This window comes from Arthrobacter sp. BF1, assembly GCF_056680215.1.
Window position 1 is genome coordinate 1,115,785 of sequence record NZ_CM155271.1, and the last position, 15,024, is coordinate 1,130,808.

Annotated in this window: 12 protein-coding genes; 1 reads left to right on the forward strand and 11 read right to left on the reverse strand. The window is 64.9% G+C overall.

Going from position 1 to position 15,024, the window contains the following annotated elements; all coding sequences use genetic code 11:
* Nucleotides 1–78 precede the first annotated feature (78 nt).
* From AC1MCD_RS05365 to AC1MCD_RS05385, 5 genes are all read right to left on the reverse strand, one after another.
* The gene (locus AC1MCD_RS05365) at nt 79–828 is read right to left on the reverse strand and encodes an amino acid ABC transporter ATP-binding protein (RefSeq protein ID WP_498676542.1); all 750 of its coding nucleotides are present in this window, start codon (nt 826–828) and stop codon (nt 79–81) included.
* Nucleotides 825–1,526, reverse strand: coding sequence for an amino acid ABC transporter permease (locus AC1MCD_RS05370; RefSeq protein ID WP_498676543.1), 702 nt, complete (start codon nt 1,524–1,526; stop codon nt 825–827). The genes AC1MCD_RS05365 and AC1MCD_RS05370 overlap by 4 nt, the downstream gene beginning before the upstream one ends.
* Before the next feature lie 6 nt (nt 1,527–1,532).
* Nucleotides 1,533–2,333: a transporter substrate-binding domain-containing protein gene (locus AC1MCD_RS05375; RefSeq protein ID WP_498676545.1), complete on the reverse strand. Its 801-nt coding sequence runs from the start codon at nt 2,331–2,333 to the stop codon at nt 1,533–1,535.
* Between the two features lie 169 nt (nt 2,334–2,502).
* Complete coding sequence (locus AC1MCD_RS05380; protein ID WP_498676547.1) at nt 2,503–3,921, reverse strand: amidase; 1,419 nt, start codon at nt 3,919–3,921, stop codon at nt 2,503–2,505.
* Nucleotides 3,918–4,589, reverse strand: a complete 672-nt coding sequence (locus AC1MCD_RS05385) for a GntR family transcriptional regulator (RefSeq protein WP_498676549.1) — start codon at nt 4,587–4,589, stop codon at nt 3,918–3,920. The genes AC1MCD_RS05380 and AC1MCD_RS05385 overlap by 4 nt, the downstream gene beginning before the upstream one ends.
* 185 nt (nt 4,590–4,774) lie before the next feature.
* Here AC1MCD_RS05385 and AC1MCD_RS05390 point away from each other — a divergent pair, with 185 nt between their 5' ends.
* On the forward strand, nt 4,775–5,749 hold the full coding sequence (locus tag AC1MCD_RS05390; protein WP_498676550.1) for a bile acid:sodium symporter family protein: 975 nt from the start codon (nt 4,775–4,777) through the stop codon (nt 5,747–5,749).
* 76 nt (nt 5,750–5,825) lie between these two features.
* Here AC1MCD_RS05390 and AC1MCD_RS05395 read toward each other — a convergent pair whose 3' ends face one another.
* The 6 genes from AC1MCD_RS05395 to AC1MCD_RS05420 all read right to left on the reverse strand — a co-directional run bounded on the left by AC1MCD_RS05395 (nt 5,826) and on the right by AC1MCD_RS05420 (nt 14,860).
* Nucleotides 5,826–6,005 carry a hypothetical protein gene (locus AC1MCD_RS05395; protein WP_498676552.1) on the reverse strand — a complete coding sequence of 60 codons (180 nt, stop codon included), beginning with the start codon at nt 6,003–6,005 and terminating at the stop codon, nt 5,826–5,828.
* 92 nt (nt 6,006–6,097) lie between these two features.
* Nucleotides 6,098–7,963: an allophanate hydrolase gene (atzF, locus tag AC1MCD_RS05400; RefSeq protein ID WP_498676554.1), complete on the reverse strand. Its 1,866-nt coding sequence runs from the start codon at nt 7,961–7,963 to the stop codon at nt 6,098–6,100.
* Nucleotides 7,960–11,703, reverse strand: coding sequence for an urea carboxylase (gene uca, locus AC1MCD_RS05405; RefSeq protein ID WP_498676556.1), 3,744 nt, complete (start codon nt 11,701–11,703; stop codon nt 7,960–7,962). The genes atzF and uca overlap by 4 nt, the downstream gene beginning before the upstream one ends.
* Nucleotides 11,700–12,383 (reverse strand): urea amidolyase associated protein UAAP2, encoded by a 684-nt coding sequence (locus AC1MCD_RS05410; protein WP_498676558.1) that lies wholly within the window; start codon nt 12,381–12,383, stop codon nt 11,700–11,702. The genes uca and AC1MCD_RS05410 overlap by 4 nt, the downstream gene beginning before the upstream one ends.
* Entirely contained in the window at nt 12,380–13,255 is an 876-nt protein-coding gene (locus AC1MCD_RS05415) for an urea amidolyase associated protein UAAP1 (protein ID WP_498676559.1), read from the reverse strand. The genes AC1MCD_RS05410 and AC1MCD_RS05415 overlap by 4 nt, the downstream gene beginning before the upstream one ends.
* Before the next feature lie 87 nt (nt 13,256–13,342).
* A complete protein-coding gene (locus AC1MCD_RS05420; protein WP_498676561.1) occupies nt 13,343–14,860 on the reverse strand; it encodes an amino acid permease in 1,518 nt (505 codons plus the stop codon).
* Between the last annotated feature and the right edge of the window lie 164 nt (nt 14,861–15,024).

The window sequence follows — 15,024 nt, forward strand, 5'->3', positions numbered from 1 at the left end:
TCGAGGCAAGAGGCCGCAGTCCATAAATGGGCGGACGTCAGGCCGGGGCTGAGCGAGAGCGAGTGGATACCGGGGCATTCAGTGGCTCAGGTGGGACGCATAGACCCGCAGCCGAGGGTGCTGGAATACCACGTCCGGCGGTCCCTCGGCCACGATGCCGCCGTGTTCCATAAAGATCACGCGGTCCGCCACCTCCCGCGCGAACTTCATCTCGTGCGTCACGATAACCATGGTCATACCGGTCTTGGCCAGCTTGGCCATGATGTCCAGGACCTCGTTCACCAGTTCCGGGTCCAGGGCGGACGTGGGTTCATCGAAGAGGATGGCCTTGGGATCCATCATCAGCGCGCGGCAGATCGCTACGCGCTGCTGCTGGCCGCCCGACAGGTCGGCAGGGTAGGTGTACGCCTTGTCCTCCAGGCCAACCGAACGGAGTTTTTCCATGGCCCGCGGCACGGCGTCGGCCCGTTTCTGTCGCTTGGAGATCACCGGGCCTTCGAGCAGGTTGTCCAGCACTGTACGGTGCGGCCACAGGTTGAACTGCTGGAACACCATGGAGATCTCCCGCCGCAGCCAAGTAAGCCGGAACTGGTCCACGACACCGAGTTTCCCGCGTGGGTTGGGTGTGTAGAACACCTGCCTGCCGTCTACGTGAATCCGCCCGGCGTCCGGGACCTCGAGCATGTTGATGCAGCGGAGGAGGGTGCTTTTCCCCGCGCCGCTTGGGCCGATGATGGCCACTACCTCGCCGGGAAGGATGCGCAGGTCAACGTCTTTCAGGACCTCGCGTGAGTTGTAGCTCTTGGTCAGTCCAGTGATGCCGATCATGCCATGCTCCCTACAGCTTCGCGGAGTTGTTTGGTGGTGCCCATTTTGCGGCCCATCTTCTTTTCGATGATGATCTGAAGGACCATCAGCAGGCTGGTCATGACCAGGTACATTGCTGCCACCACGCCCAGGGTTTCCATGACGTTGTAGGTGGAGTTGTACGCCTTCTGCCCCTGCAGCATCAGGTCCGGCACGGTGATGACGGATATCTGCGCGGACTCCTTGAGCATGATGATGCAGTTGTTGATGTACGGGGGAGTCATAAGGCGGATACCCTCCGGCGCTGTGACCCGCAGGAACTTCTGCAAGGGGTTCATGCCCACGGAGTCCGCCGCTTCCAGGTGGCCGGCATTGACCGATTTGAGCCCGGCCCTGATGATTTCCGAGAAGAACGACGCCGAGTTGAGGCTCATGGCGATCAGGCCCGCCGTGAACGCGTCCATGGTCAGTCCGAACGGCTTCGTGTAGTAGAAGAAGAACAGCGACAGCATGAGCGGAAGGCCGCGGAAGAGCCAGACGTAGGCGGCGGCGAAGATCCGCAGGGCGCGGATCCTGGAGAGCCGCAGTGTGGCTATGACGTATCCCAGGACGGTGGCGCAGACTATGGCCGCGGCAACGATTCCCAGAGTGGTCAATGCGCCGTTCAGGAAGATCGGGAAGTATTCGGCTGCAACAGAGCCGGGCTCGGAGATGTTCATGGCTGCTTAGGCGGCGGGGATCTCGACCGTGAACCCGAACCACTTCTGGTTCAGTTCTTCCAGGGTGCCGTCAGCCTTCAGCTCTTCGATGATCTTGTCCACCTTGGGCTTCATCTCCGTGTCATCCTTGGGAAGGCCGACGCCGGCGGGCTTGGTTCCGTAAACGTCACCGACAATTTTGAGTTCTGCGGCGAGCGGCGAGTTCTTCATGAAGTTCTCTGCTGCGATCCTGCCGGTGGCGAACACCTGGATCCTGCCGGCGGCAACATCCGCAAACCCTTCGGGAGCGCCGGGGTATGCCTTGAGCTCTGTGAATCCGCCAATGCCCTTGACATCGCTTTCTGTCCCGGATCCGCCGATGGCACCGACAACCAGGCCGTCCAGCTTACTAAGTTGCTCCACCGAGGTGTTGTCCTTCTTCACCACCGCAACCGCACCGTCAGCAAGGTAGGGGGTGGAGAAAGTGATGGACTGCTTACGGGCTTCGGTCATTGTCAAACCCGACATTACGGCGTCGAATTTTCCACTGTTAAGGCCTGGGAGCAGTCCGGTCAGCTGGCCTTCTACGAATTCTGCTTCCATGCCCAGCTTGTCCGCGATCAACGTGCCCACTTCAATATCGAAGCCGGTGAGCTTGCCGCCCTCCGAGAAAGTGATGGGCCGGAAGGTGCCGCTGGTGGCGATGGTGAACTTCTCCTTCGCCGCAGTATTCGCAGAGGCGGAACTGCTGGCTGAGCAGCCACTGGCCGCCAGGGTCAGAGCGGCCAGAGCGGCTACGACGGCGGCTTTGCTAGTGCGTGAAAACATGCGTTGCTTCCCACTTTCAGTGATCCGTGCCAGTGATGAATTGCTGACAGGAATGACGTTATGGGCTTCGTGTGTCCGGAAATCGCCTGCTTCATTTCGAAAATGTTAATTATGAATTCTGTAGACAATTTGGCGGAACAATATTCCTGCGGGACGGATGTGGGGCGTTTTACCTGGGGCCGGCTGCCAACTTTTCAAGCAGTTCTGCGAAAGCGAGGGCCCTCATCTCGCCACCTGGAGAGGCCACCACCTGCACTGACAGGGGAAGGCCCTCCGCGGATAGTCCAACCGGCAGGGACACCACGGGGCAGCCGGTCAGGGTCACGGCCCGGCAGGGGCCCATGATCTCCCAGCCCTGTAATTGGTGTCCGTCCACGTCGAGGTTGCCCTCCACTCCTGCGGCCGGGCCTCCGGCAACCGGAAGCAGGGCAATGTCCACGGCGTTGATCTGGCGGATTGCGCCGCCGCGGGCAGACTCCGCCGCTGTGCGGGCAAGCCCTATCTCCACGGGGGACGCCGCGAGGGAATCCCGGATGGTCTTTAGGTTTGGCGCGGAAATACTGCCTTCCTTGCCGGCAATGGCCGCGGCGTGATCCAGCATGGGATCCAGTGCCCGGAGCCGGTTGTAGGCCGGCAGGCATTCGGCGAACAGGTCCGGTTGCTCCACTACGGTGAAACCCTCCGCGGCAACTGCGGCGGCCAGCCGTTCCATGAGCGCGGTCACCTCGCGGCGGACGGGCCCAAAAACCCGGCCGTCGCTCCATGCAACGCGGAAGTCTTGGCCGTGTTCAGGCCCGTCATCCGCTTCCATGCCGGACATCACATTGTAGGCAGTCCGCAGATCACGCACGGAACGCGCGAGGGGGCCGATCGTCTGGAATGAGCCCTGCATGCCGGGGCTGACTGCGGGAAGCACCCCTTCCGAGCCAAAGTTTCCGCCAAGCCCCGGTACCTGCCCTTCGCCGGGCAAGGCTCCGATTCCAGGCCGTAAGGAGACGATCCCTACACATTGGGCAGGCCAGCGCAACGACCCGCCGAAATCTGTGCCGACTCCCAGGGCAGAGATGCCTGCCGCGACGGAGGACGCCTCGCCTCCGCTGGAGCCGCCAGGGGTGGCGGCGGGAAAACGGGGGTTGGCGGTCCGGCCAAGTAGCGGGCTGTCGCAGGTCACGCCGAAGGCGAATTCGGGGCAGTTGGTCTTTCCTATGAGGATGGCGTCGGCTTCCAGCAGCCGCTGCACGGCCGGCGCTGTGGTTGTTGCCACGGTACTGGCAAACGCTCGGCTGGCTGCGGTCACCGGAAGGCCGGCGACGGCGATCACGTCCTTGACGCTGAACGGCACTCCCGCCAGCGGGCCAAGTGCGCCGCCGTCGGCGCGGCGGGCATCGAGGGCGGATGCAGCCATTGCCGCGCCGTCCCAGTCCTCTGTCACGAACGCGTTGAGCGCCGCCCCCTCCTCAGAGGAGGCGCGCCTGCGGGCGGCTGCAACAACGTCAACGGCGGACAGTGACCCTGCCTGCACCGCTTCGGCGATGGAGGTGGCATCCTCAAATCCGGCGTTCAGGGCGGCCAACAGTGAAGTCCTCATTCCCCGGCCGCCTTCTTGCCGTCGGCGCCCTGTGTTTCGAGGTAATCCCGCTCGCCATGCTCTTCGAATTCGCGGCGGATCCGCTGCGGGTCTCCTGAACGGAGGCAGGCCAGCAACTCTGCATGCCGGTCGCACCCTTTGGTGAGGTCACCCTTGGTCCGTGCCTCGTTCCTTACGTTGGCCGCCATGCAGAGCTGCATCTGCAACATCAGGGACCGGTAGGTGTCACTGAGCCTTCGGTGGCCGGCGGCGTCAACAAGTGCCGTATGGAAGTCGATATTCGCCTGGACAATCGCTGCCTGGTCTCCACGTTTGGCAGCTGAGCGCATGGCCTTCATGATCGGATCGAGGGCCGCGTAGGTGGATGGATCTTTTTTTGTCAAGAGGTAGTCCAGGGCAAACATCTCCAAGGCGCGCCTCAGGGAGTAGATCTCGTTGATATCCGTCTCCGTCATGGACGCCACCCGGTAACCCCGCCGGGGCGATTGTTCGAGGAGGCCTTCGCTCTCAAGAGTCCGGAGGGCCTCGCGTAGGGGAGGGCGGGAGATTCCCAGGCGTTCTGCCAGCGGGGGCTCATTCAGCTTGTCACCAGGCGCCAGCTCCCCGCTGACTATCAACTTTCGGATCTCAGCGGTGGCAAGTGAGACGAGGCTTTCCTGGACAATCATGTTCCAAGACTACTGTCTACAGTCTCCGCATTTCCAGGGTCCGGCACGAGTTTACATAGGCTTTACACGGAAGGCGTTTTCTGTAGATTGTCTACAGTATTCTTGAAGTCACCGGACGAAAAGGATGTTGTGACATGGGTAAAACGGCTGCAACCGTTCGTCGACTACGGCGATGGAGCGGGTGGGTGGATCTCTTTGTTGTGCTCGTGCTGGCCACCCTCGCAGGGGCCGCACTCTTTCCTCCAGACGAAGAAGTGCGCCCTGCCTTGTCAACTGCCGGTGGCATTGCGGTGGCCACGCAGTTCTTTATCAGTGGGCTGCGCCTGCCGTCATCCGCGGCGCTGAAGGGCCTGAAGGCCTGGCGGTTGCACCTCGTGATTGTCGCGTTCTCCTTTGTGCTGTTCCCGCTCCTTGGCTTTGGCATGGCAGCTGGATCCTCGTGGTACCTCAACCATGAACTTGTCGCCGGACTGTTGTTTCTGACCATGCTTCCCACGGCTGTGCAGACAGCGACTACGTTTACCGGGATTGCGCGGGGAAACAGTGCGGCGGCCATATGCGCCGCGTCCATCTCGAACCTGCTCGGAGTGGTAGCCACGCCTCTCCTCGTGGCACTTGCGCTCGGTTCCTATAGTGGAATGAATGTATCCTCGGTTGCCAAGATAGGGCTGCAGATTGTGGCCCCTTTCGTCTTGGGCCAGCTGCTCCACAAACTGACCGTCAAATGGACGCAACGCTGGGCTCCAGCACTCAAGGTCATGGACCGGGCAGCCATTCTCTTGGTGGTTTACGGCGCCTTCGGTGCTGCGGTGGCTGACGGAGTATGGCATCGGATCCCTCCTGCCCAGCTGGCGGTGGCGGCCGGCATCTGCGCCTTCATGCTGGCGCTGACTCTATGGATCACCTCTTTGGTGGGCAGGAAGCTGGGCTTCGCTGCTGCGGATGCCACGGCCATCATGTTCTGCGGTTCAGAAAAGAGCCTGGCCACCGGACTGCCGTTGTCGGCGATCCTGTTCCCGGGACCGCTGGGCGGCGTAGTGATCCTGCCGGTGATTATGTATCACGCCATGCAGTTGATCGTTTGCGCCGGGATCGCCCGCCGGCTGGCACAGCGTCAAAGCGAGGTATCCGCGGGCACGCCAGAACTTGCGCATGTCTAGTGTTGACGGCCACGGCTTGCGGCCGAAGTAGTCCGAGGCGCGGCCGATGGCCACCTGGACGCGGCCGGAGACCGACTCACTCCGCCTGCGGATAAGGCATTTCCGGTAACGCGTATGCGGCGTCACCGGGGAGCAGCCACCAATATTGCCCCTCGGCGTCGTTCGCCGCTTCAGTTGGACGATTCACCGGGCGGCCAAGGCCAGAACTGAATCCAATTTTCAGCCACCAACTGGTTGTTTTCTCCTGATCGTTCACTGCACTCCTGTCAACGCTGGGGATCTGAATATGGGTTTGTCATCTGTGGGCTGGCGTCCAGGGTTCCTGCAATTCGAGGATTGCAGCCACTACTACCTGCGTGTGGTGTTTGCGTGGCGGCCCCGGGTGAACCCGGTCAGGAGCGAGTCCCGGAGGCTGTCGCGGGCGACTTGCCCTGGGGACTCCGATCCGGTCGACTCGGCCGCCATTGCAGCAATCCAGTCGCCGTGGCTTGTGATGTCCCGGCCAGCGGCGGCAGCCACTGCGTCGCAGGCGAAGCCGACAGCGCGAGTACCATCTGCCAGGCGAACGGATCCAAGGAGCATCGGTTCGGGCAGCGCGGCCAGGAACCGTCCCAGCGCCGCTTCCGGCAACAGCCAGCGCTCTGCCACGAGCTCCGCACCGTTCTCCGACCGGTACACCCCGGGCTTCGGTGGCTGGGTGTCCAGTGCGACCATGCGGTAGCGGGCGGCCGTGCGCACTTCGCCGTCCCAGGCGGCGCCTAAGCTTTCTAGTTCGTGGGACAGGGGCTGTCCTTTTCGATGTGCCCCCACCACTACGAGCGGCTGGGCGGAGGCGCCAGCACGGACAGGCCATGGTTTCCGGGGTCCGGCCGGTGGCGCCGGGACGGCACCGGCCGTGAACAGGGCCGGCGGGGCCGGCGTTGATTCGATTCTGCGGGCGATGTCAGCGGCAACCGCATCCTCGAACGTTCGCCCTACAACGGTGAGCCCGAATTGGAAGCCGCCTACTTCCCCGGCCGGTACGGCGACAGCGCACAGGTCGAAGAGATTGCAGAAGTTGGTGTAGGTTCCCATCTTCGAGTTCACCCCGACAGGGTCCCCTGCGACGTCCGAGAGGGACGGGTGGAATGGTGCTGTGGGGACGATCAGTGCATCGAAGCCGTGCAAATGCGCCATTGCCTGGCTCTTGAGGCTGTTGAGCCGTCCGGTGTCTGAAACGTACCGGTGGGCAGGCACCTCGCCGGCCCGGCGGACAATCCCGGCCACGGTGGGATCCAACCCGTCGGGACTGCTTGAGTCCGCGGTAACGGAAGCAACGAATTCTCCGACGGCAGCATAGCGCTCAGCCACCAGGCCGCCGTCGTACAACAGACGCGCGGCCTCAAGGAAGTCCTCGAACTCGATCGGCTCCGCATCCACTCCCGAAGCCTTGAGCCTGGCAATCTGGCGGCCGAACTCATCCGCCCAATCCTGCGGCAGTTCCGGCAAGCAGGCTGGATAGGCAACTCGTGGTCGGCCTGGCGCGGCAAGCTTGGCGTCCGAGGGCCAGGCCCGTGAGTTCCCGGCCATGATTCCCATGGCCAGTTCAGCTGTAGCCAGGTCCCGGGCGAACATGGTGACGGCGTCCCAGGAGCGGCACGCCGGAACCACTCCGGCGGTGGAAACCACGTTGAGTGTGGGCTTGATGCCTACAATCCCCTGAAGTCCGGCGGGTACCCGTCCCGAGCCGGCGGTGTCCGTGCCGATCGCAACGTCGGCCAGCCCCAGGGCCACTGCGACGGCGGACCCTGAACTGGAACCGCCGGAAATAAGGTCGGGTCGGCGCGAATCGCGGACGGCTCCGTGCGGGCTTCGCGTCCCTACCAGCCCGGTGGCGAACTGGTCCAGGTTGGTGGCGCCGAGAACCACGGCCCCGGCCGCCCGCAGCCGGGCAACGGCCTCGGCGTCCTGCTGCGGCATGTAGGCGAACCCGGGACATGCCGCGGTGGTGCTGATCCCCGCCACGTCAACGTTGTTCTTCACGGCAAGGAGTATTCCGGCCAGGGGGAGGTCCGCTCCGGCGGCCACTGCCGCGTCGATTCGGCCGGCCTCGACCAGGAGTTCAGCCGCCGGACGCAGGGCAATCCAGATTTCCGGCCTGTCCACGGTGTCGATGGCGGCCAATGCTGCTCTCACGCGCTCGGTCGCGCTGCGGCTGACGGTTACGGTGCTCATGCTGCGGCCTCTTCCAATTCGTCGCTGTCCGCAGCGGAGTGCGTGGTTGCGGTGTGGTCTGCTGGTGGTGCGATGACCACAAGGGCTTCGCCTTGCACTACCTGGGAACCCGCCACAGCCAGGACCTGCTGGACCACGCCATCGCACGGGGCAACCAGCACGGTTTCCATTTTCATGGCCTCCAGGGAAACCAACGGCTGGTCTTTGACAACCCGGTCACCGGCTGCCATGTCCACTTTCCACACACTCGCGGCGTAGGGCGCGGCAACCACCGTTCCTCCCTCGGGAACGACCAGCTCGTCAGCGACGGGAACAACGGCGGCTGCTGCATCGGCGCGGTCAAACTCCCCAGCGTCGGCCCAGGCCTGGCGTTCGACGGCGAAAGCCGCCGCCTGCTTTGCACGGAACACCTCGATCGAGTCCGTGTTCCGGGCGAGGAAGTCCTCATGGTCCGCCAGGGAGAAGGTGCCTTCCTCGATTTCCACGCCGCGGCCCCGGCCTGCGGCCATGTCGGCCCGCAGGTCCAGCAGCTCTTCGGGGCTGACCGGGTACCAGGAGATGCGGTCGAAGAACCGCAGCAGCCAGGGCGAACCGGCCTCGAACGGCGCGGAATCAGCGTAGCGGGACCATACCTGGGTGGTCCGGCCCACGAACTGGTAGCCCCCGGGACCTTCCATCCCGTAAATGCACATGTAGGCCCCACCGATTCCCACGGCGTTTTCCGGTGTCCAGGTCCGGGCCGGGTTGTACTTGGTGGTGACCAGGCGGTGCCGGGGGTCCAGAGGCGTGGCTACCGGTGCGCCCAGGTAGACGTCGCCGAGGCCCAGGACCAGGTATTCGGCGTTGAAGACCGTGTCAAAGACCTCGTTCACGGAGTCCAAGCCGTTGATTCGCCTGATGAATTCGATATTCCACGGGCACCAGGGAGCGTCGTCCCGGACTCCGGCCATGTAGCGCTGGATGGCTTCGCGCGTGGCCGGGTCATCCCAGGACAGCGGCAGCCGGACGGTGCGGCTGGGCACCACCAGTTCCGAGCTGGCCGGCAGTGCAGCTTCGATTTCCTGCACAAGGCCCAGCAGCTTCGGCGTCGGAAACACCGAAGGGTCAACCTTGATCTGCAGGGAACGGATGCCGGGGGTGAGGTCAACGATCCCCGGCAAGCGGAGTCCTTCAATTTGCTGGTGCAAGGCATGCACGCGGGCCCTCAGGCTGAGGTCAAGGACCATGTCGCCATATTCCACCAGCAGGTTGTCGTCCCCCGAGCGGCGGTACGTGACAGCAGGCCGTCCCGGAGCTTCGGGCACGCGTCCCAACACGCCGTCGTCGCCGTCTCCTCGACGGCGACCGGCGGCTGGCGCCGCTCCGGACGCCCAGCCATGATCGCCGGGCAGCACCAGCTGCCGGCCGGGACCCAGGTCCTTGGCCGATGGCGCCCGGCGGGCTTCCACCGGCACGAAGCGCACAGTATCACCGGGACGCAGCTGGCCCAGCTTCCAACGGTCGGCGCTCACCACGGTGACCGGGCAGACGAAGCCGCCCAGGCTGGGACCGTCCGGACCCAGCAGAATGGGGGTGTCGCCGGTGAAATCCAAGGCTCCTACTGAATATGCGGTGTCGTGGATGTTTGAGGGGTGCAGCCCAGCTTCGCCGCCGTCTTCCCGCGCCCACCGGGGTTTAGGCCCGATCAGGCGTACACCGGTGCGGGCGGAGTTGAAGTGCACCTCATAGCTGGCCGAATACAGGTCCTCGATGTCCTCGCGCTGGAAGAACTCGGGCGCCCCGTGCGGTCCTTCGACTACGGTCAGCTCCCAGTCGGACGTCAGCGCAGGCCGACTGTCCAAGGGGACCGGGCCGGCCAGTCCCGACCCGCCAATGGGCGCGGACGGGATCTGGTCGGCGTCCGGTGTCACTGCCCTCAGCACGTCACCGGCGCGAAGTACACGCCCTCCGTGGCCGCCGAACTGGCCCAGCGTGAACGTTGACGCGCTGCCCAGATACTGGGGCACGTCGAGCCCGCCCTGAAAAAGGATGTATCCGCGGAGGCCGGAACCTTTGGCGGTGCCGACGTCGAGCGTGCCTCCAGCGGGGACAGTGACTGGCTCCCAAGTGGAAACATCGGTACCGTTCACCGTCACCGCCACGTGCGCGCCGGTGACGCACACGGTGGCGCTGTGGCTGAAGTGCAGGCTGGGGCCGGTCATGGTGAACTCAAGCCCGGGCGCGCCTTCCGCGTTGCCGAGCGCCTGGTTGCCGAGCCGGAAAGAGAGATCGTCCATAGGACCGCTCGGCGGGACGCCGACCTGCCACAGGCCCACCCGGCCGGGCCAGTCCTGGACTGAGGTCTGCAGGCCGGGCCGTCCCACGGTGATCCGGGGTTCGGGATCGCCCAGCTCATCCAAGGTTCCAGTGAAGTGTTCCGCGCTCCGGACCGCATCGAGTCCGGTGACTGCGCGGAGCATTCCGAGGTTGGTTTCGATGCCGTCGATCCGGGTTTCCTTCAGCGCATCACCGAGCCGGTCGAAGGCCTGGTGCCGGGTGGCGCCTGTGGTGATGATTTTGGCGAGGAGGGGGTCATAGTTTGTGGATACCTCACTGCCGGTTTCCACCCAAGCGTCCACGCGCACGCCGTCGGCTGCGGGGTAGACGGCGTTGGTCACGGTTCCTGAACTTGGCTGGAAGTTGCGGGCCGGATCTTCGGCATAGAGGCGGGCTTCCACGGCGTAGCCCGCCACGGGCATGCTGTCCGGGCGGCCGGCCAGCACCGCGTTTGCATCGGTGCCGCCCTGGGCAAGGCGGAGCATCCACTCCACCAGGTCCACCCCGGTAATGGCTTCTGTAACGGGGTGCTCCACCTGAAGCCGGGCGTTGACTTCGAGGAACGACGCCTGCCCGCGAACGGGGTCATAGACGAACTCCACGGTCCCGGCCGAGCGATAGTCCAGGGACGCGCACAGCGCCCGCGAGCTGCGGTGCAGTTCGTCGCGGAGGGCTTCGGTAAGGTCCGGGGCGGGCGCCTCTTCCACGACTTTCTGGTGACGGCGCTGGAGCGAGCAGTCCCTGTCCCCGAGGCTCACCACCCTGCCGTCGCCGTCGCCGAAGATCTGCACTTCCACGTGCCGTGCATGCTCAACGTACCGCTCGGCGAAGACGCCGGCCGTGCTGAAACTTGCGTCCGCCAGCCGCGCGACGCGGGGGTAGCTCTCGGTGAGCTCGTCCTCGCTGCGGCAGACGGTCATCCCGATGCCGCCGCCGCCGCCCGTAGCCTTGAGCATCAGCGGGAAGCCGATCTCCCGGGCCGCCAGCACGGCCTCGTCCACACCGGCGAGAAGTCCCGAGCCTGCGATCATCGGGACTCCGGCAGCGCGGGCCGCATCCCGTGCCGTGTGCTTCGTGCCGAAGATTCGGAGCTGCTCCGGGGTGGGACCGACGAAGACCAGTCCGGCTGCCTCCACTGCCTCGGCGAAGCCGGCATCCTCGGAGAGGAAGCCGTAGCCCGGGTGGATGGCTCCGGCCCCCGTTGCCGCGGCGGCCGACAGCAGCGCGTCGATGCGCAGGTACGATTCCTTGGCCGGTGCCGGGCCTAGGAGCACGGCCTCATCGGCGAGTCGGACGTGGCGGGCGCCGCGGTCCGCCTCGGAGTACACGGCCACCGTGCGCAGGCCGATCTTCCGCGCGGATTCGATGATGCGGCATGCGATTTCCCCGCGGTTGGCAATGAGCAGGGTGTCGAAACGGTTCACAGGGCAGCCTCCGGCCGGGTGACGATCATACGGACGGGGGTGGGGTTGAAGCCGTTGCACGGGTTGTTGATCTGCGGGCAGTTGGAGACCAGAACCAGCGTGTCGGTGTCCGCCCGAAGGGCCACGCGTTTGCCCGGGGCGGAGAGGCCGTCAACGATGCCGAGGGCACCGTCGGGGTCAACGGGGACATTCATGAACCAGTTGATGTTCGAGACGAGGTCGCGCTTGTCCAGCCCCCAGCGGGAACCCTCGATCAGGAAGTTCTCGACGCAGGCATGCTGCTCGCGGGTGTGCTGGCCGTAGCGGAGGGTGTTGGATTCCTGGGAGCAGGCGCCGCCGATGGTGTCGTGGACGCCGACTTCGTCAGCCATGACCGTCATCAGCGGGGCGCCGGTATCGGAGCGAAGCACGGAGCCGGTGGTCAGCACGATGGAGCGCTGCGCGGCGATGGTGACGGCGGCGGAGTACCTCACCGACGTGTCCTCGGCGGCGTACAGCAGGCAGTCCACTGCCTGGTTGCCTTCCAGGTCCACAATGGTGAGGACGTCGCCGGCGGCAATGATGGCGGACCAGGGCCCCCGCGCTTCCACATATTCGTCAAGGACGACGGCGCCGGCTACGAGCGCTGTCTGGCTCACCGTTGCGTTGACGGGGGGGCGGGTTTCGGTGGCGGTGTTCATCGGGCGTTCCTTGCCGTGAGGTCGTGGTCGGTGTTGTTCAGGGCCTGGCGGTGTTCGGGCGTCAGTGGCCCAACAAGATGGCCCGCGGCGAGCAGGTCGAGGTCTTCGAGGGCGTGCCAGGCGACGACGTCCACGGCGGTTCCGGTGAAAGCGGGCCTCGGGTCCAGCGGATGGGCTGTATTAGCCAGGAGTACAACAGCATCCATCTGCAGCAGGATGTCGACGGCCGCGCCGGGACCGGCACTTCCGGTGAACCGGATGCCGCCGTCCGGATCCACCCGGATCCCCTTGAACAGCGAGATCGACGGCGCCACGTCGCGTACACCCAGTCCCTGCTTCAGTGCAGCAAGGGTGAGCAGTTCGCGTCCGGCCGGCGAGCTGCTGTGGGCAGTCCCGGCTCCGTAGCGGGCGGTGTTTCCTGCGAGGGTGGTGGCACCGGTCAAGGCATCGTGGCGAGAGGAGGTGTCCGCCACGATCGTGGCCATGAGCCGCCCGGCGTCGGAGAGCAGAGGGTGTCCTGCGTCGGGGTAGGCCTGCCACGGAACCTTGACGGTGTCTGCCACGTTGAGCCGCTCGTGCAGGGACCCTGTCCGATAGAGAAGGACATGAACGCAGGCGTCGCCGCCGGTGTCCGTGAGCCGGATCCGGGAACCCCGGGCCAGCGTCAGGGCGGTGTAGCGGCCAAAGGCCACCGACTCGGCCCAGCTCAGACGCTCCTTGGCGCCGTACGGCAGGTCGGAGGTGAGCCGCTCCGGAGCGGACGCGGCGGGGACATGCCTCATGGTGTCCCCGGCGCGTCCATGCTGCTCCCGGGCATGGGCGCGGGCTCCGGCGGTGGTGGCGGTGGCTGGTGCTTCAGTGGTCGATGTCATGTCAATCCTGGTGTGTCGGCGTGCGTGGACAGTGCAGTGCGTGAGGCGATCCGATGGGGCAAGGGCCTGGCGGGCCGGCGAATTTGTTCAGGCTTCCGAGCGGGCGGCCGACCGGGAGCTCGAGCGCCGAACCCATACACCGAGGAGCAGCACCACGCCCACCATCAGCGGAGCGGAGTAGAGGAGGATTCCGTTTTCTCCGGAAGGGTCGTAGACCTCGGGTCGTGGCCAGGCCAGATTGACCACCATCACCGCCCCGTACAGCACGGCGAGGAGATTGATCGGCAGGCCCCACCGCCCCAGCGAAAACAGCCCCACCGGCATGGTCTCGCCAACCCTGTCCCAGTCGCCGCGGAGACGGTTGAGGAGCTGCGGCACGGTGACCAACAGGTAGGCCAGATAGACCATCACGATGCAAACGCTGCTGAGCGTGGTGAACAGCGCCGCATTGCCTACATTGATCGCCAGAACGCCGACAGCCAGGGCGCCGATGGCAATGGAGGGCCACATCGGAGTGCCGCGCCTGGGATGGACGGCCGAAAGCAATGCCGAGCCGGGAAGCTTGCCGTCACGGGCCATGGAGAACACCAGCCGTGAACCGGCCGTCTGAATGGCCAACGTGCAGACAAAGATAGCCACGGCCACGTCGACCAGGAGTACCTTTCCCCAGAAGGTCCCGAGGACGGCAGTCAACACATACGGAAGGCCCTCGGTGGCGAGCCGCCCGTCATCGAGGCTGGGAGCTGCCATCAGCGCGGTGACGATCATCAGCGCTCCGCCGATGCCGGAAATGATCAGAGCCGAGAGGATGGTGCGGGGCGCGGTCCGGCGAGGGTCCTTGGTCTCCTCGGAGAGTTCCCCGGCGGAGTTGAAGCCCACCATGACGTAGGCGGCCATCAGGCCCGACACCATGAATGCGCCTACGCCGCCAAGATCAGAGCCCTGCAGGACGACGGTGTCCAGCACGACGTCCGGTCCGCGCTGGGCAGCCGTGATGAGCGCCAGGACCACCGCTATGACGCCGACGATCTCGCACGTCACGCCAACGGAGTTCACGTGGGCCATCAGCCTGACACCCATGGAGTTGATTACCGTAGTAACCACCAACAGAATGGCACCCAGGACCACGGCGTTCGCGGCACCCGAGACAGTGTTCAGTGCAGCGTCGCCGCCGACCAGCTGAAAGCCGTCCCAGAGCTGCGGAAGGACCACTTGCAGGGCAATGGCCGCAGCGGCGGCGGTGACAACCTGGGCCAGTGCCATGAACCAGCCAGCGAACCAGCCAACCGTTTCGCCGCCCACACGTCGTGCCCACTGATACACGGCGCCGGAGAGCGGGTAGCGGGCGGCAAGCTCCGCAAAATTCAGTGCCACCAGAAGCTGGCCAATCAGGACAACGGGCCAGGTCCAGAAAAAGGCCGGTCCGGCAAAGGAGTAGCCGAACGCGAAGAGCTGGAAGATGGTGGTCAGGATGGATACGAACGAGAAGCCCGCCGCGAACGAAGCATAACGGCCAAGCTTGCGGTGCAGGGACGGCTCGTAGCCAAGGGACGCAAGGTCTGCATGATCGGCCTGCGCGGACTTGGGAAGAACAGTGGATGTCATCGGGGTCTCCGGGGCTGGAACGGCGTTGGGACAAAGCCTTCCGGCACAAGCAGCGCTAGCGCCGGCGCTGCGTAATACCGGTCAAGTGATAGTTTTGCAGGCGAAGATCCCGGGCTCGTTTCCCCCTTGTAAAGAGTTGATGGACGGCACATTTCCGGCTCATT